Below are 26,446 nucleotides of genomic sequence, written 5' to 3'. Positions count from 1 at the left end.
CACTGAGCTGCAAGACGCAGATGCAACTGCGGAGCAGGGAACAGAGCAGCAGGATGCAGCAGATGCCACTGCGGAGCAGGGAACAGGGCAGCAGGATGCGGAAGCCACTGCGGAGCAGGGAACAGGGCAGCAAGATGCGGAAGCCACTGCGGAGCAGGGAACAGGGCAGCAGGATGCGGAAGCCACTGCGGAGCAGGGAACAGGGCAGCAGGATGCAGCAGATGCCACTGCGGAGCAGGGAACAGGGCAGCAGGATGCAGAAGCATCGGATGAGCTCGGCAATCAGGAGCCCAATGAGCCGAGTAAAGGTTTTTTTGCCAGGTTATTTGGTATGGATTCAGAGGATTCGGAATCAGATGATGAGGCACAGGATCAGAATGCTCAGGCAGCAGGAGGCATAGATAACGGTACCGGAACCGGGGAGGGTTCTCAAGCTCAACCGAAGCCTTCGAAGAAGCAGGCGAAGCAGCAGACTCAGAACAAAGGGAAAAATAAGCTGCAAGACAAACGCGATAGTGAGCATTCTAACTCATTAAAGGAATCCGTTATTTATTGGCAAGGCAATGATCATATCCCAGGTTCTCTACAAGAAACAAAAAACACGCTGACCGAAGTGATGGGACTGGGATCAAGTTTTGATGTGACGTTTAGAGAAATGTCCTTTGGGGGACATAAGACAGCTTTACTCTGTTTAAGCGGATTCACCAACGAAGATGTAACGGATGAAATTCTGAAACGACTAACCTACCTTTCTTCAGAAAATTTGTCCGCAGGTGTGTTAGGTAGCTTTATGAACGAATACATCCCTCATATTCAAGTTGAAGAGGGTAGTGTATTAAGTGAATGTTTCGATAAAGTATTAAAAGGAATGAGCGCACTATTTATTGAGGGTGAGAACAAAGTTATCCTAATGGATACTCGATCTTACCCAATGCGAAGTCCTGATGAACCCTCGATTGATCGGGTGGTACGTGGTGCGCGTGATGGTTTTACAGAAACCCTGCTTAGTAATATTTCACTTGTAAGAAGACGGATACGTGATCCGGGGCTGAAGCTTGAAATGTTTCAAGTGGGACGGCGGACACGGACAGATGTCTGTGTGGCTTACATCGATGATATCGTTGATAAAACACAGGTTACGTCTGTCATCGATAAAATCAACAGCATCGATATCGATGGTATTCCACTGGCGGATAAGCAATTGGAGGAAGCGATTATCGGCGGAGGGTGGAACCCTTATCCTATGGTGCGTTATTCTGAACGCCCTGACGTTGTTGCCTCCAATTTATTGGAGGGACGGGTCATATTATTCGTGGATACCTCGCCCATTGTAATTGTTCTTCCGACCACCTTTTTTGATCTTTGCCAGCATGCGGAGGAGAATCGCCAGACTCCTTTTATGGGGACATATCTGCGGTGGGTCCGTTTCATCGGCATCTTCGCCTCCATGTTCCTGCTCCCGTTATGGATGCTGCTTGTTATCCATCCTGAGTTAAAGCCTGCTATGCTGGATTTTATCGGGCCGCAAAAGACAGCGAGAATTCCTATTCTCGCTCAGTTTCTGATTGTAGAGCTTGGGGTTGATTTACTGCGGATGGCCGCCGTGCATACCCCAACACCTTTAGGCTCAGCGATGGGTCTGATTGCAGCCATATTGATTGGTGATATAGCGGTGCAGAGCGGTCTGTTTGTAAACGAAGTAGTACTATATATGGCGGTAGCCTCAATCGGTATGTTCGCGACTCCGAGTTATGAGCTGGGTCTGGCGAATCGTATAGTCAGGCTTGTGTTATTAATTGCCGTAGCGGCGTTCCAGGTACCAGGCTTTATGATTGGCACGACGTTGCTGACTATCTTCTTAACCACTCATCGGTCCTATAACTCCTCATATATGTGGCCGTTTATACCCTTTAATGCAAAGGCAATGAGTGAAATTCTATTGCGTAAACCGGTCCTAAGTTCGAAGGAAAGACCGTCTTTTAACAAAACCAGAGACAATACCAGAATGCCGCCATCTCAAGAGAATGAGTAACAATCGTAGGAAAATACAAAACTACTGCAAATTAGTCCATTCAATGGAGTTCCCACTGTCTGTTATACTGAATACACTAAGACAGGGTGGAACCTTGATATTCCACAGAAATTGGAGGACTAAAGAATGTTTCTACACGGTACTAGCCGCATTAACGATGCTGGGCATTTGGAGATCGGCGGATGTGATGTAACTGAATTGAAAGCGGAATATGGAACCCCGCTATATATATTGGACGAGCAATTGGTTAGACAACGTTGCCGGGAATATATGGATGCTTTTAAAGCCTCCGGCCTTGGTTTCCAAGTAGCTTACGCAAGCAAGGCGTTTTCAGTAATGGCAATGGTTCGTTTGGCTGATGAAGAAGGTTTGTCACTGGATGTTGTATCTGACGGCGAACTATATACAGCTTTGCAAGCTGGCTTCCCGGCAGAACGTATTCATTTTCATGGCAACAATAAGACATCTGAAGAGATTGAAATGGCGATTGATGCCAAAATCGGCTGCTTTGTAGTCGATAATCTGGTAGAGCTTAACCTTTTGCAGTCCATTGCCGCACGTAAAGAAGTTAATGTGAACATCTTATTGCGGGTGACACCAGGTGTAGAAGCGCATACTCATGAATATACCGCAACTGGCCAGACGGATTCCAAATTCGGTTTTGATATCGGTAATGGATCGGCCTATGAAGCAGTGAAAGCAGCAATCAGCAAAAAGAATATCACGCTGCTTGGTGTGCATTCCCATATTGGTTCGCAGATCTTTGAAACCGATGGTTTCCAGCTGGCTGTTGAGCGTGTGGCAACTTTTGCCCGCAGTGTTAAAGAAGGCTTGGAAGTGGACTTCCGTGTAGTCAATCTTGGCGGAGGTTTCGGCATTCGTTATGTTGAGGGAGATACCCCACTACATGTTTCTGAATATGTTGCAGCGATTACGGATGCAGTGAAGACTCATTTTGCGGGAATTTATAGTGCTTTGCCGGAAATTTGGGTGGAGCCGGGCCGTAGTATTGTTGGAGATGCAGGTACTACATTGTACACTGTAGGATCTAACAAGGACATTCCTGGCGTGCGTAAGTACGTTGCTGTTGATGGTGGAATGACCGACAATCCACGCCCTGCTTTGTATCAGTCTAAATACGAGGCATTGCTTGCTAACCGTGCTAACGAAGACGCAACTGAGACTGTCTCCATCGCTGGTAAATGCTGCGAGAGCGGAGATATGTTGATCTGGGATGTAGAGCTGCCGAAGGCTGAAAGCGGCGATTTGTTGGCTGTAGCCTGCACAGGTGCGTACAATTACTCCATGGCCAGCAACTATAACCGTCTTCGCCGTCCGGCTTTAGTATTCGTACAGAACGGACAAAGCGATCTTGTAGTGCGTCGTGAAAGCTATACTGATCTTATTGCCAACGATATTGTTCCAGAGCGTATCGCCAAACAGACAGTTGTTGCTAAGTAATAGCCTGCTGCTGTAAGGTGGGTAAGGTTGAGCAGCATACAGAGCAAGCAGGAAAGTCTCCTGCTTGCTTTGCTTTGTGCGTGGTTTCATAGTAATATAATTGAGGTATTCTAAATTTGTTAATTTTGAAAGGGGTCATTTACATATGGCAAAGCAAGCGAAAATCACTCTAGAAAATGGCGGCGTAGTGCTGCTGGACTTGTTCGATCAAGATGCACCTAACACTGTAGCCAACTTTGAAAAGCTGGCAAAAGAAGGTTTCTACAACGGATTAACATTCCACCGTGTTATCCCTGGTTTCGTTGCTCAAGGCGGATGCCCTAACGGAACTGGATCTGGCGGTCCAGGATACACAATCAACTGCGAAATTAACCCAAACAAACACGAACGCGGAACACTTGCTATGGCACATGCGGGTAAGAACACAGGCGGAAGCCAGTTCTACATCTGCTACGCTCCACAACCACACTTGGATGGAGTACACACTGTGTTTGGTAAAGTAGTAGAAGGCATGGATCTTGTTGATGCTTTCAAAGGACGCGACAAAATGACTTCGGTAGAAATCATCGAAGCTTAAGATTTAATAGTTAAAAAGCCAGTCTCCGAATATCGGGGCTGGTTTTTTTGTGTTGTTAAAGAATCCGCCTAACCTGTGTACGCCGCGAATTGCGCCGTTCTGGCAGCCAGAAGAATATCAAATACATGGCAAGAAACACAGTGAAGGCAAACAGCTCTTCAACAAGCAGGTAATAAGGATAAGGTCCAAAATAATCCAATACGGAATAGGTGCTAGGCTTCTGGGATAGGAACATGTAGTTTGAGCCTAGGAAGTAATTAGCAGTCCAGATGCAGGCAGCCACAATATTGAGGCCAAGCATGGTGATGAGTAACGATCTCCAAGTCGGCTTGTAGCCCTCAATCCAGGTCATATAAAGAGACGCCAGAATAATAGAACCATGAGCTATAAAAAACAGGAGAAAGCGGAAATGAGGGAACGGATAAACTAGGTTAGGGGTAAGCAAAGCAATAAATGCTCCGCCGATCCCGGCAAAGTAGAGAAAGGAATAAAGGGTTCGACTGCGTGAAATTAACATGATAATAGACAGCAGTAGAGTGATTCCACAGAGCTCGAACGGTAATGAGGAGCTGGAGCGCCAGATGTTCTGAGAGATGTACCACATTTGCAGCCCGGCTTCTGAGACTACAAGTAGAATGATTAGCAGCAAACGCACACTTTGCCGAAGTCTTGAATCTGCACGAATTTCAAACCGTAAGCCATAGAGCAGTAGACAACTTAACGTAATGATAGACAGCGCAACCCAATGCGAAGATGAGAACATGATGAAATCCTCCGCGTGCTGGCGATCAAAAAAAGATGAAAGCTGCATAGACAAACCTCCTTTGAACGTGAAAACATCCATCAAAAATAAAGTTTGAGAATTTTAATAATATTGATTCTAGATATCCATAAATTGGGTATATATGTATATGTTCTGTCAAATCCACCACATAAGGAAGACTTTTCATTATATTAACATAAGATGGGGCGCTGGGTGCGGAATTACATATGAAGCTTTTGAACAAACAGGGGTGGAAAACAATTAGAACAAGAAAATGGAGGCAAAAAGAACATGTTTAAGAAAAAAATAAGTGTAATGGTCATTATTTTGATGCTTGTGGCACAATATGCCTATGGCATCGGATTTGCTCCGCAAGTAAAAGCGGCTGCGATTGATGACGAAAGAAATATCATCACCAGTGTTTCGATGGCTGTTTACGGGCCGGATGGAATCACAGTCACGAATAGCGTATACGAACAAGATGCTAATGTTACCTTGGATTATAATTGGTCTCTTCCTAAAAATCATAATTACAAGCAGGGCGACACTTTTACTTTTCAGCTACCGGAACAGTTCCAGCTATTTAATGATTTTAACGGACCCTTAGTCTCTGAGGATGGAGATGTAGGGAGCTTTGAAGTCAGGCAAAATTCACATGAAGTGATAATGACTTTTAATGACTACATAGAAATGCATGATGACGTGCAGGGAACGCTGCGGTTAAATACTAAATTCGATAAACAGAAAATCTCGGGCAGTACTATTCAGAATATTTTATTTCCCGTGAGCGGTGGCGTTCAGACAGTGACAGTGAATTTTAAGCCAAGTGTTGGATCGACCATAGAGAAGAGAGGTATTCCCGAAGGCTTCAATGCGAACCAAATATTATGGACTGTTGATGTCAATAAGTCTTTGGAAGCCGTGGGGAATGCCATTGTGACGGACCCCATCCCTTCAGGCTTATCATTAAATACTCCAGTCACTGTGAGCGTGTATCAACTGAGCATTCAATTGGATGGTTCAGTAACGGAAGGAGCATTGCTCGACACAAGCAAATACTCTGCAGAGCTCTCCGGAGGGTCACTGATTGTCCGTTTTACGGAGCCTGTGATTAAAGAGGCTTACCGTATTGTATATTCCACAGGGATTACTAATGACCATCAGCTAAGCTTCACCAATACTGCAACTTTTTCAGGAGATGGGCAAGAGCCTGCCAGCTCCTCTGCCACAGTGAGTGTAGAACGTGGAGGAAGCTTGAAAAAGTATTCCACAAGCTATGATGGGGGCAAGCAGATCATTTCCTGGGCAATTGAATATAACTACAGTGAAAAGAACATCCCGCAAGGAAACGCTGTGTTAACAGATTTGTTCGATGATTCTCAAGAGCTGGTAGCCGATTCATTAAAAGTATATGCTGTGCAGCTGGATTCTTCCGGTGGTGCAACGTTAGGCAATGTTTTGACAAAGGATGTTGACTACACGGTTGTTTCCACCTCAGACGTTCATAAGGCTGGATTTGTATTGCAATTTGTACACGATGTTACTTCACCATATCGAATCGAATATAAGACAAAAGCGATAAAGCGCGTGTTTGAGGATGTCACCATAACTAATACAGTCTCCGATAGTACGTATAGTAATCAGGCTACCCGATTAATCCGGTCTTCCATTCTTTATAAGACTTTATCAACCGTAGATTATCAGAATAAAACATTGGGCTGGAAGGTCACATTGAATAGTGACAATTACCCGATGAGCCATGTTGCAGTTACCGAATCCTTCCCATTTGGCGGCCTAAAGTTTATTCCGGAATCACTGGTGATTAGAAATCTGAATGGAAATGTTTTAAATCCGAATAACTATAATCTAGTATACAACTTACCTGTCGAGCCTAATAAAGGCTTCAAGGTAGTGTTTAATTCACCAATATCTGGACTTTACACGATTAGCTATTCTACAGAATTTAACAAGGATTGGATTTGGGCTAAAACTGAAAATTTCAACAACAAAGTTCGCTTAGACTGGATGGACTCTACTGAAGCCTTACGCACGATAGAAGCAGAAGGGTTATTCATTCCTAGACCTGAAGCGAAAAACAATGGATTTAAAGGGGGAGCCTACGATGCTTCAACTAAAGAAATTACTTGGACGATAGGCGCCAATTATAACGGCAAAACCCTCGAAGCTCCGGCGCTTGCAGATATTTTAAAATCAGGCCAGACCTTGGTTCCTGGTTCACTTAAAGTTTACACTATGAATATTGCAAAGAATGGTGACCCTACCATGGGTACAGAAGTGAATCCTAATAAATATACCCACAGCGTAAATAGCGATAATGAATTAAAGGTTATTTTTACAGAAAAGATTAACTCCGCTTTCTACATTGAATTTAACACAAGTCTTGAAGGGCAAATAATAGGCACTACTATTGATAATAAAGCTACTCTCTATGATGGAACAAAAATGGTTTCCAAAGATTTGACCGCCTCCGTAAAAATTCCTTTTGGAGAGGATTATGTGCTGAAGGACGGTACACAAAACGGGGATAAAATCGACTGGAGCCTGCAAATTAACCGGGGGCAGTCTACTGTAAAGGATGCTTTAATCAAAGATACTCCTAGTGCTAATCAAATTTTGCTGCAGAATTCATTCCATCTATATCCTACGGCTGTAGCTGTGAACGGAGATATCACGAAAAGCGGCCCTGAATTGATTCAGGGTATTGATTATAGCGTAGTTATTACAACGGATGCCGATGGAAAACAATCCTTTGAGTTAAGCTTTGCCAAGGAAATCAGCAGGGCTTACATTCTCGAATATCAATCCCTGATTGTGGCTAACACTGGAGACAAAGTAATAAATACTGTACATTTCAGTGGTTTTAACGGCAGCGAAATAAGTAAAGAGACCTCCAAAGAAATTATTGTCGGGGTCTCCAGCGGTTCTGGCACAGGCAGCGGGGTTAGAGGCACCCTCAATATTAAGAAGCTAGATGCTGCAGATAACTTAAAAGCGCTTGGTGATGCGACTTTTGCATTGTATCGACTAAATGGAGCGGAACGTGTATTGATTAACAGTCTAACTACAGATGCAGAGGGTACAGCTACATTCAATAAAATATGGCTGGGTAGCTATGTATTGGTGGAGACAGCAGCTCCAAATGGTTACGTGCTCGATACATCCGAGCATCCAGTGGAGATTCGTTCCTCGTCAGCGATTCAACTGGTGATTACGAATCAAAAAGCAGTGGAGCCAACGCCTACGGCAACACCAGAACCAACCGATGCTCCAACAACAACACCAGAGCCAACCGATGCTCCAACAACAACACCAGAGCCAACCGTAACACCTGCACCATCAACAACGCCAGAACCGACGGTTTCTCCATCACCAGAAGCGACTGCTGCACCTACACCAATCCCTACAAGCAGCACATCTGGAGGTTCGGTGGTACCCACGTCTACAAGTTCGCCCGTACCAGGGGTAATTATTAATGATCCAGCTGTTCCTGCTGGTCCTGGAATTGCCGCCGATCTAGGATCCGCGACATCAACCGATGAGGGAATTCCTGAGCAAGAGATAACCGAAGATGAAATTCCTTTAGGAGAAGTTGATATCGCCGATGAAGAAGTACCAAAGGGTACGGTGAACAATAGCATTTCGGTTGCTCCTCAGCTGCCGAAGACAGGTGAGAATAGTCCAATGCCACTGTATCTGTCGGGAATTGGGTTGATAACGATAGGCTTTGTTTTGAACCGAGTATTTAGACGTAGGGGTAAGACGGAGTGATTGAGATTAGTGTGATTTAAGATTTTATGCAAAAGCACCCAGCATGATAAATGCCGGGTGCTTTTGTGCTTTTTTTGAAAATTTTATGGCTGATTCTTAAGTGTACCGGGACTAAAACTTTTCCTCCTGGGAGTAGCGGCGCAGCATCAATGGTGAGAGCTTTCCCGTTCACGAGTGCTTTGACACTGCCCACAGTCATAGTAACGGTGTTCTCGGCGTGCTTAAGCTAAAGATCAGTAGCGGTCGGCGATGCTTAGCTGTCGCGGTATGAATGAAATGGCCCCTAGCATAGTTAAATAAGATGGATAATAATATTAGAGGAATTCCTCACTTATAGCAGATTTGGTATGAAATCACTATAAGTCAGAGATCTTAAGGCTTTATGTTATGAAATCTTATCATTTTCTTAATGGATGAGATTGTACAAAAAATCCCTGCAAGCATTATTCGCTCACAGGGAAAGAGGTTTCAAATTCAGTTTGTTTGCGTGTGCTTTTGGCTGTAATGGTTCCGCCGTGAAGCTCTGCAATACTCTTGGCTATGGCGAGCCCTAAGCCACTTCCGCCTGTCTCTCGGGAGCGGGATTTATCGACACGATAAAAGCGTTTAAATAAGTGGGGGAGGTCGGATGCAGGGATAGGAGTACCATAATTCGTACATACAGCAACTATTCTACCGTCTTTTCTAACAACAGAAATGTCTAGAATTTTTCCTTCCTTTCCGTATCTTACGGCATTGGTAAATAGGTTCTCATACAATCGCACCAGCTCGTCCGCATCTCCGTTGATGATCAGAGGAGCTGTATCCGTATGAATGCGGTAGATCATATCTGCTTGTTCCAGTACGGGTGCAAATTCCTCAATCAGCTGTTCGAGCAGCTTGCCGAGATCTACAGGCTCAATATTTAGCGGTAATCCGCTGCTGCTGACGCGTGTGTATTCAAATAAATCGTCGATTAGCTTTTTAAGAGTCAGAGATTTCTCATAGGCAATATTCACATAATAACGCAGCTCAACCTCGTTTTTATAACGATCCCTCTCCACATATTCAAGGAATCCGAGAACAGAGGTTAGTGGGGTTCGGAGGTCATGGGACACACCTGTGATTAGGTCATTTTTGGCTTTTGCAGCGGCTCGTTCTTCCTCTATAGCAGATTTTAGCTTGCTAGCCATTGTGTTCATATTTTCAGCGAGCTTTCCGAGTTCATCCGTACCTGATACCGGCACCTTGAAAGACAAATTGCCATCCGCAATGGCCTGAACTCCGCTCGTAATGTTATGAAGATTCTTAGTTGTATTTCTGGACAGTTTTAGGATGAAAAAAATAAATAAAGGAATCCCTATAAGAATTACAACTGGCGTCGATCCAATAGTATTGATCACCCAGAGAATGAGTCTGACTCCCCAAAAGGAGCGCGAAGGATTTAACCACAGCAATAGTGAAGTGCCATAATAGCTGCCCATTAAGATTAAAGCGGTGAGTGCTAGGCTTGTTAAGCTGAAGCCAACTATTTTCCAGGATAGGGTATCGAATCGTTTAAAGTTCAACTAGAAGGACCTCCTTTTTCCAGTTTGTAGCCAACGCCCCATACCGTTTTTAAGTATTGTGGTTTACGCGGATCTTCTTCTATTTTTTCTCTGATTTTACGAATATGCACCATGAGTGTATTGGTGCTTTCCAGGAATTGTTCTTTCCATACTTTGGCGTAGATCTGCTCCATGCTTAGGACTTGTCCTCTATTACGGGCGAGCAGCTCTAGAATCGCAAATTCTCGCGGGGTAAGTTTAACTGGCTGATCATCCACACTAACTTCATGCGTAACCGAATTAATAACCAAGCCATCAATGATGATTTCATCCTGTTTGGCGTTTAGATCTGCCATGTAATTTCGAGTTCTGCGCAGCTGGGATTTAACACGGGCAACTAACTCCAGCGGACTAAAAGGTTTCGTAACATAATCATCTGCACCTACGCTAAGTCCGGTGATTTTATCAAGTTCCTGCCCTTTAGCAGATAACATGATGATCGGAAATTTTTGCGTTTCACGAATTTTAATACAAGCCTCAATGCCGTCCATATTAGGCATCATGATATCAAGAACCATTAGGTCTATAGTCTCTCTATTGATAATTTCGAGTGCTTCCAGCCCGTCTCTGGCAGTTAACAGCCGGTAGCCCTCGTTCTCCAGATAGATCTGCATTAGTTTAATAATCTCGGCTTCGTCGTCCACCAATAGCAGCGTTGCGTTGTGCATTTCTCAGCGTCCTTTCTTGCTTGTAAAGCAATCTTGCTATAAGAAGTATACAACATTTTCTTGTTTGGAAGCCTCATTTGAAGACCGGTGAAGGCAAAGGAACTGTATAGCAGCTCATAAATTAGTGGAATAAAAGACCAAATCGCCCACAGCATTATGCCAGTTTGTTTTTTCTTTTTAGCTTGCTCTGATCGCTGTGCCTCAATCCATGTTTTGATCTGTGGATAATACATTCCCAGCCATGCCCCTAACATGCAGTTCTGGAATCTTTTTTAAGAGTTGTCATGATAGAAATCTTCCTTCCTTGTAGTGCTTAAACCCTATTTAACAGGAGACTTCTTAACAACGCTGGCAGATAAAAGTAAAGGGAAACTTAATAGTTTCTTAACAAGTCTTAAGAATTTAGGAAGCTACTATGCTATAATAATTTCAAATTAAATATGTTGGGGGTAATTTGGAATATGTGGAAGGAATTTAAAGCTTTTGCCTTGAAAGGAAATGTTCTTGATTTAGCGGTTGCGGTCATTATTGGAGCTGCATTCGGAAAGATTGTAACTTCATTAGTAAATGACATTATTATGCCAATTGCAGGTTTGCTTACTGGTGGGATAGATTTGAAGGATCGGGTGCTTGAAGTCAGTACGGACCTGAAAATACCTTATGGACTATTTTTACAATCGGTTGTGGATTTCTTTATTATTTCATTTTCCATTTTTCTGGTTATCAAGCTGGCCAATAAATTTCAGCGTAAAGAAGCCGTTAAAGTTGAAGTGGTGGAGACTCCAGCACCTGCAGAGGATATCGTGCTGCTTACGGAAATTCGTGATCTTTTGAAACAACAAGAACGTGGTTTGTAATCATGAAATATAACCAAGAAGCGCCAGGAGTCCTTGCCCTGGCGCTTCTTGGTTTCCTTTTATAAACTCAGTACAATCTATAATCTAGTTACAAATTTTAAGTAAATATAATAAACGCACTTGCATTTCGCTGGTGTAAGTGATAATTTTGTTAGTAAGGAAAACTTGAACCTCAATTAAATAAAGGATCAATCCTTCAGGGCAGGGTGTAATTCCCTACCGGCGGTGATGCTGTTGTAGAAGTAACTTATTAAGTTCATCTACAGTGCTCAGTCCGCTACCCGGCTCGCGTTGTTGACGCGAACGGTGGACCTGGTGAAATTCCGGGACCGACAGTATAGTCTGGATGGAAGAAGGAGAGGTTGACCGCTTGTCTGCAATGGACTGGCGGATCGCAGTGTTTTCATATAATTATGTGCGATATTTCACAATACCCGTCGATTGACGGCTATTTAAGCACACTTTTATTTGGACTGCCGATTAACTCTCGCATAACCCATCTTGAACTCCTCCTGGAGAATGAGATGGGTTTTTCTGTTTTTTTTAGCTTAAGAATAGACAGCAGTGGATAGGAGGAAGAGATGGAGAACATGAATGATGAGTTTTATATGTCGCTAGCATTGGATATGGCAGAACGTGCCCAAGGGCAAACGGGAATTAACCCTGTTGTTGGCTGCGTTGTGGTGAAGAATGGAGCAATGATTGGACTCGGAACTCATTTGCAGCGCGGTACGGGGCATGCCGAGGTGCACGCTTTGAATATGGCAGCTGGGCAGGCACAGGGCAGTACCGCATATGTCACACTAGAACCGTGCAGCCATTATGGAAAAACTCCACCTTGCAGCCAAAGGCTGATCGATGAAGGGGTAGCTAGGGTTGTAGTTGCTTGTGAAGACCCGAATCCTCAGGTGGCAGGAAGAGGAATCCAAATGCTGCGTGACCAAGGGATTGAGGTCGAAGTTGGTTTGCTGCGTGATCGCGCGCTTCGATTGAATGAGCGTTTTATCAAATATATTTTGACAAAACAACCTTTTGTTACGCTGAAGAGTGCTAGCACTCTTGATGGCAATCTGGCTACCAAATCTGGTGACAGTAAATGGATTTCGAATGGGGAAGCGCGGGAGATCGTACATACGCTGCGGCATCGGCATCAGGGCATCATGGTCGGTGTGAATACAGTGATTGCTGATAATCCCTCTCTGACAACAAGAACAGAAGTGCCTGGCATTAACCCGACGCGGATCATCATTGATTCCGGGCTACGTATTCCTCTGGATTCGGCAGTTGTATGTGATGGCCTAGCGCCTACTCTTATTGTAACAACCGATGCTGCAGATCCTGCTAAGAAGGCTGCACTGCTGAAAGCAGGTGTTCAAATCGTTGTGTGCGGAGCAGGTCCAAGAGTGGATCTGAAGGCGGCCATGATATCCCTTGGCGAAATGGAAATTGGCTCTATTTTGCTTGAAGGCGGGGGAACGCTGAACGGTGCGATGCTGGAAAGCGGGCTAGTGGATCGTGTGATTCTCTTCTTCGCTCCAAAAATTGTCGGTGGTGGTGCAGAAGCGAAAGGGACTTTCGTATTCCCGGGTGTAGAACTGATGAAGGATGCGATCTCACTTGAAGGATTGGAAGTAAAAGTGCTAGGAGATAATGTATGTATCAGCGGTACTCCGGTACGCTAACAAAAGCTATGCAAGAAGTGAATTTGAGGAAGTAATGCTTTTTAGGAGGGATATCATGTTCACCGGATTAATTGAAGAGGTTGGTGTTTTGCGCAGTGTCTCCGCCGGTGGGGAAATGATGGTGCTGAATATTGCCGCTTCGGTCATCATGGATGATCTAAAAATCGGTGACAGTGTGTCCGTCAATGGGGTTTGCCTCACGGCGACAACTTTGGGCGATCATTCCTTTACAGTGGATGTAATGCCGCAGACCTACCGGAATAGCAACCTGAAGGAACTGAAGCCCGGCAGCCGGATGAATCTGGAACGAGCGATGGCAGCTGGCGGGCGTTTTGGAGGACATATTGTTCAAGGACATGTTGATGGCACTGGCATTATTAAGAGTGTAAAACGTGATCAAAATGCTGTCGTATTCGAGATTGCACCGGATCGTAAATCACTATTTAAATATATTATCCCTAAGGGATCGATCACAATCGACGGCATTAGTTTAACTGTAGTGAAGACTACGGCCTCATCGCTGGCAGTGTCCATTATTCCGCATACGTTAGGGGAAACAGTTCTGACGCACAAACGGGCCGGGGATAGTGTAAATATCGAGTGTGACGTACTTGGCAAATATGTAGATCATTTATTGCATTATGGCTCAGCCGCCCAAGATGAAGAAGGCGAGAGCCGCTCCGGGATTAGTCATGATTTTTTGGCGGCGAACGGGTTTGTTTAAATAAAGAGTTTGCTTACGAAGAAGGGAATAATCTTTCGTAAAGCTTTTAGGAGGATAGGATCATGAGCGAGCAATCGAAAAAGGAAAGTGTCTTGGATCCGATTGAAGATGCGATTTATGACTTAATGCGCGGTAAAGTCATCATTGTAGTGGATGATGAAGATCGTGAGAATGAAGGGGATTTTATAGCCCTTGCTGAACGGGCGACACCAGAGGTCATCAATTTTATGATTACTGAGGGACGTGGATTGGTTTGTATGCCTATTACCCAGGAGCGTGCGGCAGAACTTGAACTGCAAGCCATGGTAACCCACAATACCGATAATCACGGTACGGCTTTTACCGTATCTGTTGACCATATTGATGCAACCACTGGGATCTCTGCGGGGGAAAGATCTTTGACCGTTAAGGCCATGATCGATCCAAAAGCGAAACCTGCTGATTTCCGCAGACCGGGGCATATGTTCCCGCTGATTGCGAAAAAAGGTGGCGTTCTGCGCCGCTCCGGACATACGGAGGCTGCTGTTGATCTAGCGCGGATGTGTGGCGCTTATCCAGCCAGTGTCATTTGCGAGATTATCAAGGAAGATGGCTCAATGGCCCGCTTACCTGATCTAATCGAAATTGCCCGCAAGCATGATCTTAAGCTGATCAGTATCAAGGATCTTATTCATTATCGCAATGAAAAAGAACAACTCGTTACTCGCGAGGTTTCAGTACGTCTTCCTACCGATTTTGGGGATTTCCAGACCATTGCTTATACAAATGAAGTCGATGATAAAGAGCATGTAGCTTTGGTAAAAGGAGATATTTCCGGCGATGAGCCAGTACTTGTACGTGTTCATTCCGAATGCCTGACGGGTGATGTATTCCACTCCCATCGTTGCGATTGCGGCCCGCAATTTGAAGCTGCACTGCGGCAGATCGAAACTGCCGGCAGGGGCGTGTTGCTCTATATGCGCCAAGAAGGCAGAGGCATTGGCCTTATCAATAAGCTTCGGGCTTACAAGCTGCAAGAGGAAGGACTTGACACTGTAGATGCGAATCTAAAGCTTGGTTTTCCAGCAGATCTGCGTGACTATGGAATTGGAGCACAGATTCTGAAGGATCTGGGTGTGCGCCAAATCCGTCTGCTCACGAACAACCCGCGTAAGATCAAAGGGCTGGAGGGTTATGGATTGGAAGTCGTTGAGCGCGTGCCGATACAAATGCCGGAGAACAAGGACAATACCAACTATCTCCACACGAAGCAAGCGAAGCTTGGACATATGCTGTCTTTTGACGATATTGAACAAAATGAGGATTCGAAAGCTTAACCATACATTATAAAAAACGAAGGGTAGATGATGGATATGCCGAAATATTTAGAAGGACACTTAGTTTCTGAGGGGTTAAAATACGGAGTTGTTGTAGGACGTTTTAATGAATTTATTACCAGCAAGCTTTTGTCAGGTGCACTCGATGCCTTTAAACGCCATGGTGTCGGTGATGATGAAGTGGATGTTGCTTGGGTTCCAGGGGTATTTGAAATTCCATTGATCGCGCAAAAAATGGCTGAAAGCGGCAAATACGACGCCGTAATTACCTTAGGAACGGTTATCCGTGGTTCCACTACACACTATGATTATGTATGTAATGAAGTTGCCAAAGGGGTAGCCGCTATCAATCTTAAGACCGGCGTGCCAACCATTTTTGGCGTAGTTACTACTGAAAATATTGAACAGGCCATCGAGCGTTCAGGAACTAAAGCAGGCAATAAAGGTTGGGATGCTGCGACTGCTGCGATTGAAATGGCGAATCTTAACAAACTGTTTAAGTAAGTCAGCTATTGACGAATCAGTCGAATTCGTGCTTATTTATAGTATAAGAAGAAAGCATGGATTATAAGAGCCCTTTCTACTTGTGTAGCGTCCAGACGGGCGCTGCACTTTACTTTTTTTGGCGGGAGGATGCTTCGTGACTGTATTGTACAAGCTGGAGACGTTTGAAGGTCCGCTGGATCTGCTCTTGCATTTAATTGATAAGGCGGAAATCGACATCCAGGACATTCCGGTCGCCGAGATCACCGAACAGTATATGGAATACCTGCGTAGCATGCAGGAGCTTGAATTGGATATTACGAGTGAATTTCTCGTGATGGCCGCTACCCTTTTATCTATAAAGAGCAAGCTATTGCTGCCCAAACCACCGGTCATTGAGATCGATGATTTTGAATATTACGAAGAGGATGAATTTGATCCACGAGCTGAACTTGTTCAGCGACTGATTGAGTATCGTAAGTTCAAGAGTATTGCTGTACATCTAATGGATATGGAGAGCGAGCGGAGCTTGATTTTTACGAAGGAGCCTGAGGATTTGGGTCCATTCGTGCCAGAAGAGATTGATCAAACGCTAAAAGGACTACATACCTCAGACTTAATAGCCGCTTTTCGTAAAGCGCTAAGTAAGGCTGCCAGAAGGTCTTCTTACCAGCGGATTACCCGGGATGAAATATCGGTAAAAGATCGTATACGTGATGTATCAGATGCGCTGCAGCGCAGAGGAACAGGCGGTAAGTTGCATTTCTCGGCACTGCTTCACGATGAAATGGCACGGCACGAAATCGTAGTTACTTTTCTTGCGATTCTGGAACTGATGAAAATGAAGGCGATTTTTTGCTACCAAGAGAAATTGTTTGATGACATCGTAATGGAGTGGAGAGGAGGAGAACACTTCAATGGATTACAAAACGCTGAAATCGATTATTGAGGGTCTGCTGTTTCTATCAGGGGATGAAGGAATCTCTGTGCGCCAAGTGGCTGAAATTACGGAACAGCGCCCAGAGCTTGCGGCTGGAGCCTTAGAGGAACTGAAAGAAGATTATGTAGCACAGGAGCGGGGCTTACAGGTAGTGCAAATTGCCGGGAATTATCGCCTGGCTACATTGCCTGATCATGCCCACTATTTTGAGCGTCTGGCCTATTCACCATCCAGATCAACCTTGTCTCAGGCCGCCTTAGAGACTCTTGCAATCGTGGCTTATCGCCAACCGATTACGCGGGTGGAGATTGAAGAAATCCGGGGTGTGAAGTCGGAACGCGCAATTCATACGCTGAATAACAAGGATTTGATTCATGAGGTTGGTCGTGCGGAAGCGGTAGGCCGGCCAATTCTGTACGGGACGACTAAATCCTTCTTGGAGAGCTTTGGTCTTGCCAGTCTAAAGGATCTGCCGGAACCGACAAACTTTGAGTCCACGGATAATTTGGAAGAAGAGACACAGCTATTGTTCAATAAGCTGGACACTCAAATGACTTTTGAGGATGTCGAGCTGCCATAGTTCGTACGAGAACGCTAATAATTGTATTGAAGGGACTGCCCTTAAACCATTTATGTGGTTTGGGACAGTCCCTATTTTTATTTAAGCTCATATTTTTTATGCAAACCCCGAATTTTTTCCAGCTTAAATTGCCATACTAAACCAAAGGTTCCCATTATTAAGGTTTCTTGGAGGTAAATACGTGACGTTATGGCTTGCAATTCCCCTCGTTTTGCTTGTACTGGCCCTGATCCTGGTCCTGTCTTCATCTATCGATTTCCGCATACGGTGTTATAAACATGGAAAAAATGACCTGCTCGAATTAGATGTTACCTCTCTTTTTGGTCTGATAAAGCTTCACTATGAACTTCCCCAATTAGTCTTTAAGGGATTGGAGCAGGGTGTGTGGGGAAAGTTTAAAGAGACAGGGACTGCGACGACAGGTGTAGATACCGTAAAAGAAGAGATATTCGATAAAGAAAGAGTAATGCACTGGCGCGACAATGTTAACCAAGCTGTAAAATCTACACGCGGGTTGAAGGAATGGTTAAAAGAGACTGTAGCTCATGTCAAAATATCAAAGCTCGATTGGTCCACCGATTTCTCTCTTGGTGATGCAGCAGATACTGCGACCGCATCGGGAGCGGTTTGGGGCCTGAAGTGGAGTATTGTTGGTTTTATTTCACAGTGGGTGAAATTGCAGCAGCACCCTCGAATTTTTGTTAAGCCTGTTTTTGAAGATGAGCTTTGTTTTGCAATGGAGTTTGTCTGTAAGGGGAAAATGTCAGTCGGCTATACTTTGTATGCCTTAATGCGGCTATCTCGGCGTGTCTTGCGTGAAAAAGGCGGGCTCGGCCATTGGAGAAATCTGCTGAAACAGATGCGTCAGGAGCCACATGGGAAAGTTTAAAATGAAAGTTACATACAAATGGGCGGATGTGGGGATGATATACGCTGTAGAAGAAAGAGAAATCGTACTCAATTAAAGGAGGAAACAATATGAGCGACCATCCTATTCAAGGCCTAATGCAAACAGCGATGGAAAATATCAAGGGCATGGTAGATGTGAATACCATTGTCGGAGATCCGGTACAAACCCCTGACGGCAGCATCATCCTGCCTATCAGTAAAGTTGCCTTTGGATTTGCTGCTGGTGGTAGTGATTATCGAGTAGAAGATTCTATAAGTGGTTCAAGCTCCCAAGGTGGAGTCAAAATGCTTCCATTTGGTGGAGGTAGCGGGGGAGGCGTCTCCATTCGACCGATCGCTTTTTTAGTGGTAGGTAAGGATGGAGTGAATATTGTCCCTCTGGACAATCAAACTCACCTATTCGAAAAAATCATCGACGCAACACCAGGGCTCATCGACAAAATTCAAACCATGTTCCAAACCAGCAATGCTGCAGCTCAAACGCCGCCAACACCCGCCACACCAGCAGCAGCACCTGTTAAAACCGATCCAAGTACATCTCAATCTTCAACTCATTAGGTACACATAATTCTACAAATAGCCTCGGGGATATCGCCATACATCAGGCGGTGTCCCTTTTTTGACGTATCAGAAAGGATATTTTGTTTCCCGCAAATTACCTGAGAAAATATCGAAGCAAGGCCTCACGTTGTGGGGATATTTTGTGTGGAACATCCCAAGGAGTGGACATACCCTAAGGCTGGTCCGCATACACTTGTACAACATAAACACTTTTACTTAAGATCCGATAAGAAGCCGGAGGATGAACATGAAGACAATAACCCGTAAATGGCCATTCGCCTTAATATTGTGCCTTTCGCTGCTGCTTCTGGCGCCGCTATCTTCAATTCAGGCCGAGAACAGCTCTATCTCTACACATGCAAGAGCAGCGGCACTGATTGATGTGGAATCCGGGCGTATTTTGTACAGCAGCCGTGGGGATGAGCCTATGCTTATTGCCAGCTTGACCAAAATTATGACCGCCCTCGTCGCCATTGAGAATGGTGATTTAGCCTCTAAAGTCAAAGTAGGAAAAAATGCCTATGCGAAAGAAGGCTCTTCTATTTACTTGCAGCAGGGGGAAGAGATGACGCTGGAAAATATGCTGTATGGCCTGATGCTGCGCTCAGGGAATGATGCAGCAACGGCGATCGCTGAGCATATCGGTGGTTCTGAGGAAGGTTTTGTATACCTTATGAACGCTAAGGCTGAGGAGCTAGGGCTAACCCATACTCATTTTGCTAATCCCCATGGTCTTGACGCTGAAGGGCATTATTCAAGTGCCAACGACTTGGCTGTTCTGACCGCTTATGCTCTTCATAATCCTGTATTTAAAGAAATTGTGAAGACGCAGGAGAAAACTGCAGACAATCCAAATGAGAAATGGGATTACAAATGGAGAAACAAAAATAAGATGCTGTATTTATACGAGGGAGCGGACGGTGTAAAGACAGGTTATACCAAAAAAGCTCTGCGCTGCCTTGTCAGCTCTGCCACCAGAAACGGCCAGCAGCTTGTCGCAGTTACTATAAATGATGGCGATGACTGGAATGATCATGCTTCCCTGCTAAACTTTGGGTTTAATCACTATCCGCTCAAAACATTGATTGAACGTGGGGATGCCGTGACGGGCTATAACTTTGTAACCTCCAAAACCTTTGCTTATCCACTTGGACAAGGTGAACAAAATAGAGTGATTACGAAACTTGTTTTAAATCAGAAGGAAACGGCTTCAGCCGAAGCTACGCGAGCGAATTTTGGATTGCAAGGGGCGCTTGTGCTGGAGCTGGGCGGGAAAGAAATAGGCCGCGTGCCGGTGTATACTCCTGAGAACCTGCCTCCTGAGCAATCTGCTTATATGAAAAAGTACAGTCCTACTCTAGCACAGGCTTATCCGGCAAATAATTGGTTCCAGGCGCTGGGTAGTGCGCTGAAAGCTTTATTTGAAATGCGAGCGAGTTCGAAATAAGAAAATGGGCTGATGAATGAAGAAGGAGGCGTATCCATGATTAACGGGATTTGGCTAGGAATGATCATCATCGGTTTTCTGTTCGCCGCCGTTAACGGCAGAATGGATGAGTTTACAGCCGCCGTATTCGACGGAGCCAAGAGTGGGGTAACGGTAAGTTTTGGCTTAATCAGTGTGCTTGTGTTCTGGCTTGGAATCATGAAGATAGCAGAAGATGCAGGATTGCTTAAAAAGATTGCCAAGGTGCTTGGCCCTGTCGTAGCTTTTTTATTTCCTGATGTGCCGAAAGGGCATCCTGCCATTGGATATATTCTCTCTAATATGAGTGCTAATCTGCTGGGACTAGGCAATGCCGCAACGCCAATGGGCATCAAGGCGATGCAGGAGCTGCAAAAGCTCAACCCTGATAAAGAGACCGCCACACCAGCCATGTGTACTCTTCTAGCACTTAACACAGCAAGCATTACGCTTATCCCAGCCACACTGATTGCCATCCGGTTAAACTATGGTTCAGCCGATCCCGCAGGCATAGTAGGTACAACACTTGCAGCAACGGCCGTGGCGACACTTGCAGCGATTGCGGCAGACCGGTTTTTCCGAAGGCTGACTTTACTGCGCAAACCGCCGAAGCCCCCTTCAGCAAAGTCTGGGGTTCCTCCTTTGACGAAGACAATACTCCCTAATTCCTCATTGAAAGGGTGAACGTGATTTGTACCAGTTCATCAGTCTCATATCGGCGTGGGCGATTCCGGTCATGATCACGTTCATCCCGCTCTATGCTTTTACGCGCAAAGTGCCAGTCTACGAATCCTTTGTTGAAGGCGCGAAAGATGGGTTTGGCACGGCCATTGCGATTATTCCCCATCTTGTGGGGATGCTGGTTGCGATCAGTGTTTTTCGCGCTTCTGGTGCGCTGGACTTTTTTATGGGCTTCATATCCCCAGCCCTGCGGGGGCTGGGTGTTCCTGCAGAAGTATTGCCGCTTGGTCTTCTTCGGCCGCTTACGGGGACTGGGTCGCTTGCTTACACTACGGATCTAATCCGTGTGCATGGCCCGGATTCTTTAATTGGTATGATTGCTTCCACCATACAGGGGAGCACAGATACTACGCTTTATGTTTTGACCGTTTACTTTGGAGCTGTAGGCGTACGGAATGGCCGTTATGCGCTTAAGGTTGGACTGTTCTCCGATGTTGTCGGCTTTGTCGCTGCGATCGCTGTGTGTCTGCTATTATTTGGATAGTCACCCCATTGCCCCCCTGAACATATGCTATTGCAGCAATGTGGAGGGGGGCATTCCGCAATGAACTATAAAGGTTTTATTTTGCATCATTCTAGCTGCACATCCATTAACGGTAAAGGTTTTGACTTCTGGGTAGGAGTGGATGGCGCAATTTATGCAGCACCGCTACTGACAGATCCGGAATATATTCATATTTGTTTGGAAGGCGATTTTGGTAAGGAAGTGGGCGATCCTCCAATATCCGGAAGGCAGGAGCAGCTTTTTGCAACGGCTAAACTCGTTTTAGAATTAGTAGAACGCTACCAAATCTCCCCTTTAATCATCGAACCCCACAATAATTCCTGCCCAGGAGCATTTTTTCCTTGGAATGAACTTGTGATTTATCCCTCTGATGGTTATCATTGATCTGAGGTGACTAGTCGAATATGGAAAGATTACAGAAAATTTTGGCGCAGGCCGGTGTGGCGTCCAGACGTAAGTGTGAAGAAATGATTTTGGCCGGTAAAGTGGAAGTCAACGGGGAACTCGTAACTACGCTTGGCACGAAGGTGGACCCCGCAACAGATATTATTAAAGTTTCCGGTAGACTGATCCGGGGCGAGAACAAAATCTATATTATGTTCAACAAACCTAAGGGAGTTATCACAAGCGCTTCCGATCCAAAGGGTCGTAAGGTTGTAACTGACTACCTAAAAGGAATTACTGAACGGGTTTACCCTGTAGGCCGGCTCGATTACGATACGGAAGGTTTGCTGCTGCTGACAAATGATGGGGACTTTGCTAACTTGCTAACCCATCCGAAGCATCATGTACCTAAGACGTATCATGCTACGGTCAAGGGTATACCGCATGGTACTGCATTGGACAAGCTGAAAGCTGGCATTAAGCTGGAAGATGGCATGACAGCGCCTGCGGAAGTAGAGTACAAAGATATTGATGAGGCAAACAAGGAAGCGGTTATCAGCATCACGATTCACGAGGGACGTAACCGTCAGGTACGACGCATGTTTGATGCGATTTCACACCCCGTACTCCGTCTGAAGCGGATTTCATTCGGGGATATTATGCTGCAAAATCTCAAACGTGGCTCTTACCGTCATTTGACCAAGGATGAAATTAACCATTTGCAGCAAATTGCCAAAGCAGGATTGCTTAAAGAAAGAACTCCACGTAAAGAGTCATAAAGACACAGAATATTCACAATTAAACCCCCTAAAGCTGTGACGAAATTCGCTATAATGTTCATAGGATGTTCACACCTTACAACATAAGTATGAGTTGCGTCACAGAAGGGGGCTTTACGTGTGGGTAAAGCAAGAAAACCAATTCAAATCGTGATTCTGTTTCTAATTGTTATAGTGGGCGGTTATGCCATCGGTTCCTCTGTATTTGGGGGAAGCGGCAAACCAGAGGAAGGGAGCAAAGCACCTTCCTTTGATTTGCTTGGGCTTGACGGTCTGGCTCATACCCTAGACGAATATAAGGGCAAGACTATTGTGCTTAATTTCTGGGGCTCTTGGTGTGCACCTTGTGTCAAAGAAATGCCGGCTCTCCAAGCGCAATGGGAGAAATGGAAGGACAAGGACGTAGTGGTCTTAGGCATTAATGTGGGCGAAGACCGGATGACTGTCGAGAATTTTGTGAAGCAAGTAAACATCGATTTTCCGATTTTGATGGACACTGGACGTGATGCTGTACGAAGTTATGGTATTTCTCCGCTGCCAACTACCTTATTCATTAATTCCAAGGGTAAAATTGACAACATTCATATCGGCCAGCTTGATTTGAATTCACTTGATGATCAAATTGGGAAGCTGGTGGATTGATGAGTGAACGCGAGGCATTTATAACCAATACCAAATGTGAATGTGGTCACCAGAACCCTGTAGGCACTGTTTTATGCGAAGCATGCGGGAAGCCGTTGGGTAAAGAATCAGACTGGGGCGAGAATTTGGAAATGCGTTACGATGGCGTAGCTCGCCGTTCTCAGCGCGTTAACCCGGGGATTATTGATCGGGTGTGGAACTTTTTCTCTTCCGTCAAAATAGCGATCTATCTGATCGTGTTGACACTTATAGGCTCTATGTTAGGGACGATTTTCCCGCAGGAGAGTACTTTTCTTAATATCGATGCCTCAATTTATTACAAGCAAGAGTACGGAACAGCCGGATATATTTATCACAAACTTGGACTTTCACATACATACGAATCCTGGTGGTTTGTAACTCTACTCGTAATGATCGGCGCTTCACTTGTGATCTGTAGCTTGGACCGAGTACTTCCGCTCTATAAGGCCTTAACCAGGCAGAAGATTCGGAAACATCGTCAGTTCTTAACTCGGCAAAAAGCTGTGTTAGTAACTGAAGTACAAGAGGAACCAGAAGCTTGGGTAGCCCGGGTAATTCAGCCAATGCGTAAAAAGGGCTATCGCGTGAAGACGGATGGAGGAGCTCTGCTGGCAGAGAAACATCGCTTCAGCCGCTGGGGACCTTATGTAATACATATTGGCTTAATTATTTTTTTACTTGCTGTATTAGCAAGAGGATTGCCGGGACTGAACATGGATCAGCATCTTGCTTTCCCGCAAGGGGAGATCACACAGATTCCGGACACCACCTATTATTTGAAAAATGAGAAATTCACCGTGGAGTTTTATACGGAGGAAGAGATGCCTGAGGAATTTCGAGGCAAAAAAATACTTCCAAAGCTATTCCAGACCCAAGCTGTGCTTTATGAATGCACCGCGGATTGTGGAGACCCTTCGAAGGAACCACAGCTATCCGAGGTGACGAAACATGATATCCAAGTAAATTCACCTTTGGATTATAAAGGATTGAAAGCGTATCAGTTTGATTATGATCTGACCCCGGTGCTGCGTTCGGTACAGCCTGAGCTTAAGAATTCCACCACTGGCGAGGCGTTCGGCAAATTTAAGCTGGACATGAAGAATCCTCCGCGGGCAATTCAGGCGGGTCCTTATACTTTAACTTTGAAAGAAAAGTATATGGATTTTGGTCTAAATGAGGATGGACAGCCGATTTCCAAATCACCTTATCCGAATGCACCTGCTTTTTTGTTCCTGATACAAGGTCCGGATCTCCCGGCGGAAGGGCAGCAGTATTTCTATTTTCCTAAACAGGTGGATAAGGCGCAGTTTCAACAGGCTGCCATTAACGATAAGCTTGGCGGGAGCAATAGATTTCTTGAGCTTGAAGTGGACAACATGAGCGACGTTGATTTTTCGGAATCGACTACTTACTTGAATATACGTATTGATCGTGCAATGCCGTTTGTATGGCTAGGTGCAGCAATCGTGATGCTGGGTTTAGTGCTTGGCTTCTACTGGCAGCATAGACGTATCTGGCTTACCGTTGCTAACGGGGAGCTTATCCTCGGAGGACATACGAACAAGAACTGGTTCGGTTTCCGCCGTGAGATCGTTTCTATTTTAGAAAAAGTAGATCTGGTAGTCGATGAAAAATCATTAGATAATGGAGGAGGCCTTTCATGAGCTTGCTCGACATCAGCAGCGCTGTCTTTATTGCCGCATTTTTATTATACAGCGGTTCGTTTATGTTATTCACTATCGCCATCATGGGTCGCAAGTGGTCAGGCCGCAAGCCGGAGGAACATACCGCACGTTGGGGCAAAATTGCTTTTATTTTCTCTTCAATAGGTCTTATCTTTCATCTTATTTATTTCTTTACACGTTGGGCGGGCTCAGGGCATATTCCGGTCAGCAACATGTACGAGTTCATGACTTTTTTATCGATGATGGTCATGGTTGCCTTTACTGTGATGTACGCTATTTATCGTAAGGTAATCTTGGGTCTCTTTGCAGTTCCAATCAGTATTATTGTGATGGCTTATGCCGCAGTATTTCCACAGGAAGTACAGCCGCTGATTCCATCTCTTCAATCGAACTATTTAAAGATTCACGTAACACTGGCTGCACTAGGTGAATCCTTCTTCGCAGTAGGGTTTGCGGCGGGACTGATGTATCTGCTGCGAACAGTCAATTTTTCCAGTAAAGAGAAGGCGGATCGCAAGCAACAGAGGCTGGTCGAATTTACTCTCTTTTCAATCATTGTTATAATTGGGTTTCTGGGTTCTGTTTTTGCATTCCGCGGAGCAGGCTACGAAACTGTTTTTGTCCGTCCGAACGTTACGATTGACAGCCCCGGGCAGGAAAATAGTACAATAGAGAAAGTGAGTTATCGAATGCCGCCGATTGTGGCACCTCACAATAGCGAAATTGAGAGCTTCCAGTCGTTTCTTGGCATAAAAGAACCACTCTTTGAGGCACCATCTTGGATGAATGGTGTAAATGCTGGACGGAAGTTTAATACTGTAATTTGGTCACTCCTTTCCGGATTAATCCTCTACGGAGTTCTTCGCTTGATCGTACGTAAACCGCTGGGCACTGCTTTACACCCAGTGATGGACGGAATTGATGAGGGCGATCTAGATGAGATTACGTATAGGGCGATAGCCATTGGCTTTCCTATTTTCACATTAGGCGCTTTGATCTTTGCAATGATATGGGCGCAAATCGCTTGGGGAAGATTCTGGGGATGGGATCCTAAGGAAGTCTGGGCGCTTGTCACTTGGCTCTTCTATAGCGCTTATCTTCATTTACGTTTGGCTCGTGGATGGCAAGGAAGAAAATCTGCCTGGCTGGCTGTGCTTGGCTTCCTGGTCGTAATGTTTACTCTGGTTGGCGTTAATTTAGTCATCGCCGGACTTCATTCTTACGCGGGGACGGACTGAGCATAGTTTACCTGTTAACGTTGCACAATGGTTTAAAGATTACGTTCTACTGTATTGA

Annotated in this window: 24 protein-coding genes, 1 pseudogene and 1 riboswitch; of the genes and pseudogenes, 21 read left to right on the top strand and 4 right to left on the bottom strand. The window is 45.1% G+C overall.

Annotated features, from left to right (window positions below; genetic code table 11):
* The first annotated feature begins 331 nt into the window (after positions 1 to 331).
* The 3 genes from PODO_RS20425 (at position 332) to PODO_RS20415 (ending at position 4,070) form a co-directional block, all read left to right on the top strand.
* Positions 332 to 2,032 (top strand): spore germination protein, encoded by a 1,701-nt coding sequence (locus PODO_RS20425; RefSeq protein ID WP_036676370.1) that lies wholly within the window; start codon positions 332 to 334, stop codon positions 2,030 to 2,032.
* A gap of 126 nt (positions 2,033 to 2,158) precedes the next feature.
* Positions 2,159 to 3,493, top strand: a complete 1,335-nt coding sequence (lysA, locus tag PODO_RS20420) for a diaminopimelate decarboxylase (RefSeq protein ID WP_038572453.1) — start codon at positions 2,159 to 2,161, stop codon at positions 3,491 to 3,493.
* A gap of 145 nt (positions 3,494 to 3,638) precedes the next feature.
* The gene (locus PODO_RS20415) at positions 3,639 to 4,070 is read left to right on the top strand and encodes a peptidylprolyl isomerase (protein ID WP_036676135.1); all 432 of its coding nucleotides are present in this window, start codon (positions 3,639 to 3,641) and stop codon (positions 4,068 to 4,070) included.
* A gap of 55 nt (positions 4,071 to 4,125) precedes the next feature.
* On the opposite strand, the gene PODO_RS20410 is transcribed toward PODO_RS20415, so the two are convergent.
* Positions 4,126 to 4,881, bottom strand: coding sequence for a YwaF family protein (locus PODO_RS20410; RefSeq protein WP_036676136.1), 756 nt, complete (start codon positions 4,879 to 4,881; stop codon positions 4,126 to 4,128).
* A 243-nt stretch (positions 4,882 to 5,124) separates the two neighbouring features.
* On the opposite strand from PODO_RS20410, the gene PODO_RS20405 reads away from it, so the two are divergent.
* On the top strand, positions 5,125 to 8,622 hold the full coding sequence (locus PODO_RS20405; RefSeq protein WP_052097198.1) for an LPXTG cell wall anchor domain-containing protein: 3,498 nt from the start codon (positions 5,125 to 5,127) through the stop codon (positions 8,620 to 8,622).
* Between the two features lie 16 nt (positions 8,623 to 8,638).
* Here PODO_RS20405 and PODO_RS32345 read toward each other — a convergent pair.
* The 3 genes and pseudogenes from PODO_RS32345 to PODO_RS20395 all read right to left on the bottom strand — a co-directional run.
* Positions 8,639 to 8,833 (bottom strand): annotated as a pseudogene (locus tag PODO_RS32345) (stalk domain-containing protein); the annotation flags it as partial.
* A gap of 232 nt (positions 8,834 to 9,065) precedes the next feature.
* A complete protein-coding gene (locus PODO_RS20400; RefSeq protein ID WP_038572451.1) occupies positions 9,066 to 10,169 on the bottom strand; it encodes a sensor histidine kinase in 1,104 nt (367 codons plus the stop codon).
* Complete coding sequence (locus PODO_RS20395; protein WP_036676140.1) at positions 10,166 to 10,876, bottom strand: response regulator transcription factor; 711 nt, start codon at positions 10,874 to 10,876, stop codon at positions 10,166 to 10,168. The genes PODO_RS20400 and PODO_RS20395 overlap by 4 nt, the downstream gene beginning before the upstream one ends.
* A gap of 461 nt (positions 10,877 to 11,337) precedes the next feature.
* Between PODO_RS20395 and mscL the strand changes: the two genes are divergently transcribed.
* From mscL to ccsA, 17 genes are all read left to right on the top strand, one after another.
* The gene (mscL, locus tag PODO_RS20390; protein ID WP_036676141.1) at positions 11,338 to 11,733 is read left to right on the top strand and encodes a large-conductance mechanosensitive channel protein MscL; all 396 of its coding nucleotides are present in this window, start codon (positions 11,338 to 11,340) and stop codon (positions 11,731 to 11,733) included.
* Between the two features lie 188 nt (positions 11,734 to 11,921).
* Positions 11,922 to 12,095, top strand: a riboswitch (FMN riboswitch).
* A 219-nt stretch (positions 12,096 to 12,314) separates the two neighbouring features.
* Positions 12,315 to 13,415 (top strand): bifunctional diaminohydroxyphosphoribosylaminopyrimidine deaminase/5-amino-6-(5-phosphoribosylamino)uracil reductase RibD, encoded by a 1,101-nt coding sequence (gene ribD, locus PODO_RS20385; RefSeq protein ID WP_038572450.1) that lies wholly within the window; start codon positions 12,315 to 12,317, stop codon positions 13,413 to 13,415.
* A gap of 55 nt (positions 13,416 to 13,470) precedes the next feature.
* Positions 13,471 to 14,139 carry a riboflavin synthase gene (locus tag PODO_RS20380; protein WP_036676145.1) on the top strand — a complete coding sequence of 223 codons (669 nt, stop codon included), beginning with the start codon at positions 13,471 to 13,473 and terminating at the stop codon, positions 14,137 to 14,139.
* Positions 14,140 to 14,201: 62 nt separating this feature from the next.
* Positions 14,202 to 15,455 (top strand): bifunctional 3,4-dihydroxy-2-butanone-4-phosphate synthase/GTP cyclohydrolase II, encoded by a 1,254-nt coding sequence (locus tag PODO_RS20375; protein WP_052097196.1) that lies wholly within the window; start codon positions 14,202 to 14,204, stop codon positions 15,453 to 15,455.
* Between the two features lie 36 nt (positions 15,456 to 15,491).
* Complete coding sequence (gene ribH / locus PODO_RS20370) at positions 15,492 to 15,959, top strand: 6,7-dimethyl-8-ribityllumazine synthase (protein ID WP_036676377.1); 468 nt, start codon at positions 15,492 to 15,494, stop codon at positions 15,957 to 15,959.
* Between the two features lie 136 nt (positions 15,960 to 16,095).
* Positions 16,096 to 16,887: a segregation and condensation protein A gene (locus PODO_RS20365; RefSeq protein WP_036676147.1), complete on the top strand. Its 792-nt coding sequence runs from the start codon at positions 16,096 to 16,098 to the stop codon at positions 16,885 to 16,887.
* Positions 16,856 to 17,458: an SMC-Scp complex subunit ScpB gene (gene scpB, locus PODO_RS20360; RefSeq protein ID WP_036676149.1), complete on the top strand. Its 603-nt coding sequence runs from the start codon at positions 16,856 to 16,858 to the stop codon at positions 17,456 to 17,458. Before PODO_RS20365 ends, scpB begins: the two co-directional genes overlap by 32 nt.
* Before the next feature lie 181 nt (positions 17,459 to 17,639).
* Positions 17,640 to 18,347 carry a DUF2953 domain-containing protein gene (locus PODO_RS20355; RefSeq protein ID WP_038572449.1) on the top strand — a complete coding sequence of 236 codons (708 nt, stop codon included), beginning with the start codon at positions 17,640 to 17,642 and terminating at the stop codon, positions 18,345 to 18,347.
* A gap of 89 nt (positions 18,348 to 18,436) precedes the next feature.
* Positions 18,437 to 18,925 (top strand): GerW family sporulation protein, encoded by a 489-nt coding sequence (ytfJ, locus tag PODO_RS20350; RefSeq protein WP_036676154.1) that lies wholly within the window; start codon positions 18,437 to 18,439, stop codon positions 18,923 to 18,925.
* A gap of 250 nt (positions 18,926 to 19,175) precedes the next feature.
* Complete coding sequence (locus PODO_RS20345) at positions 19,176 to 20,375, top strand: D-alanyl-D-alanine carboxypeptidase family protein (protein ID WP_052097193.1); 1,200 nt, start codon at positions 19,176 to 19,178, stop codon at positions 20,373 to 20,375.
* Positions 20,376 to 20,411: 36 nt separating this feature from the next.
* Positions 20,412 to 21,077, top strand: coding sequence for a nucleoside recognition domain-containing protein (locus PODO_RS20340; protein WP_038572447.1), 666 nt, complete (start codon positions 20,412 to 20,414; stop codon positions 21,075 to 21,077).
* A gap of 7 nt (positions 21,078 to 21,084) precedes the next feature.
* Positions 21,085 to 21,618, top strand: a complete 534-nt coding sequence (locus PODO_RS20335; RefSeq protein WP_036676158.1) for a spore maturation protein — start codon at positions 21,085 to 21,087, stop codon at positions 21,616 to 21,618.
* 60 nt (positions 21,619 to 21,678) lie between these two features.
* Entirely contained in the window at positions 21,679 to 22,023 is a 345-nt protein-coding gene (locus PODO_RS20330) for a peptidoglycan recognition protein family protein (protein WP_038572446.1), read from the top strand.
* Positions 22,024 to 22,043: 20 nt separating this feature from the next.
* Complete coding sequence (locus tag PODO_RS20325; protein WP_036676166.1) at positions 22,044 to 22,802, top strand: pseudouridine synthase; 759 nt, start codon at positions 22,044 to 22,046, stop codon at positions 22,800 to 22,802.
* 120 nt (positions 22,803 to 22,922) lie between these two features.
* Positions 22,923 to 23,444, top strand: a complete 522-nt coding sequence (locus PODO_RS20320; protein ID WP_038572444.1) for a redoxin domain-containing protein — start codon at positions 22,923 to 22,925, stop codon at positions 23,442 to 23,444.
* Entirely contained in the window at positions 23,444 to 25,129 is a 1,686-nt protein-coding gene (gene resB / locus PODO_RS20315; protein WP_038572442.1) for a cytochrome c biogenesis protein ResB, read from the top strand. The genes PODO_RS20320 and resB overlap by 1 nt, the downstream gene beginning before the upstream one ends.
* On the top strand, positions 25,126 to 26,388 hold the full coding sequence (gene ccsA / locus PODO_RS20310) for a cytochrome c biogenesis protein CcsA (RefSeq protein ID WP_036676173.1): 1,263 nt from the start codon (positions 25,126 to 25,128) through the stop codon (positions 26,386 to 26,388). The genes resB and ccsA overlap by 4 nt, the downstream gene beginning before the upstream one ends.
* The last annotated feature ends 58 nt before the right edge of the window (positions 26,389 to 26,446 follow it).

Origin of the sequence: Paenibacillus odorifer, assembly GCF_000758725.1 — a bacterium.
GTDB classification, from domain to species: domain Bacteria; phylum Bacillota; class Bacilli; order Paenibacillales; family Paenibacillaceae; genus Paenibacillus_AQ; species Paenibacillus_AQ odorifer.
The sequence above is the reverse complement of the archived record's forward strand: the minus strand, read 5'-3'. Positions and strand labels throughout refer to the sequence as shown.

What these genes read in the sequence shown, in the direction of transcription:
- PODO_RS20425 (WP_036676370.1), top strand. Translation starts at nt 332, where the DNA reads ATGGATTCAGAGGATTCGGAATCAGATGATGAGGCACAGGATCAGAAT.
- lysA (WP_038572453.1), top strand. Translation starts at nt 2,159, where the DNA reads ATGTTTCTACACGGTACTAGCCGCATTAACGATGCTGGGCATTTGGAG.
- PODO_RS20415 (WP_036676135.1), top strand. Translation starts at nt 3,639, where the DNA reads ATGGCAAAGCAAGCGAAAATCACTCTAGAAAATGGCGGCGTAGTGCTG.
- PODO_RS20410 (WP_036676136.1), bottom strand. Translation starts at nt 4,881, where the DNA reads ATGCAGCTTTCATCTTTTTTTGATCGCCAGCACGCGGAGGATTTCATC.
- PODO_RS20405 (WP_052097198.1), top strand. Translation starts at nt 5,125, where the DNA reads ATGTTTAAGAAAAAAATAAGTGTAATGGTCATTATTTTGATGCTTGTG.
- PODO_RS20395 (WP_036676140.1), bottom strand. Translation starts at nt 10,876, where the DNA reads ATGCACAACGCAACGCTGCTATTGGTGGACGACGAAGCCGAGATTATT.
- mscL (WP_036676141.1), top strand. Translation starts at nt 11,338, where the DNA reads ATGTGGAAGGAATTTAAAGCTTTTGCCTTGAAAGGAAATGTTCTTGAT.
- ribD (WP_038572450.1), top strand. Translation starts at nt 12,315, where the DNA reads ATGGAGAACATGAATGATGAGTTTTATATGTCGCTAGCATTGGATATG.
- PODO_RS20380 (WP_036676145.1), top strand. Translation starts at nt 13,471, where the DNA reads ATGTTCACCGGATTAATTGAAGAGGTTGGTGTTTTGCGCAGTGTCTCC.
- PODO_RS20375 (WP_052097196.1), top strand. Translation starts at nt 14,202, where the DNA reads ATGAGCGAGCAATCGAAAAAGGAAAGTGTCTTGGATCCGATTGAAGAT.
- ribH (WP_036676377.1), top strand. Translation starts at nt 15,492, where the DNA reads ATGCCGAAATATTTAGAAGGACACTTAGTTTCTGAGGGGTTAAAATAC.
- scpB (WP_036676149.1), top strand. Translation starts at nt 16,856, where the DNA reads ATGGATTACAAAACGCTGAAATCGATTATTGAGGGTCTGCTGTTTCTA.
- ytfJ (WP_036676154.1), top strand. Translation starts at nt 18,437, where the DNA reads ATGAGCGACCATCCTATTCAAGGCCTAATGCAAACAGCGATGGAAAAT.
- PODO_RS20345 (WP_052097193.1), top strand. Translation starts at nt 19,176, where the DNA reads ATGAAGACAATAACCCGTAAATGGCCATTCGCCTTAATATTGTGCCTT.
- PODO_RS20340 (WP_038572447.1), top strand. Translation starts at nt 20,412, where the DNA reads ATGATTAACGGGATTTGGCTAGGAATGATCATCATCGGTTTTCTGTTC.
- PODO_RS20330 (WP_038572446.1), top strand. Translation starts at nt 21,679, where the DNA reads ATGAACTATAAAGGTTTTATTTTGCATCATTCTAGCTGCACATCCATT.
- PODO_RS20325 (WP_036676166.1), top strand. Translation starts at nt 22,044, where the DNA reads ATGGAAAGATTACAGAAAATTTTGGCGCAGGCCGGTGTGGCGTCCAGA.
- resB (WP_038572442.1), top strand. Translation starts at nt 23,444, where the DNA reads ATGAGTGAACGCGAGGCATTTATAACCAATACCAAATGTGAATGTGGT.
- ccsA (WP_036676173.1), top strand. Translation starts at nt 25,126, where the DNA reads ATGAGCTTGCTCGACATCAGCAGCGCTGTCTTTATTGCCGCATTTTTA.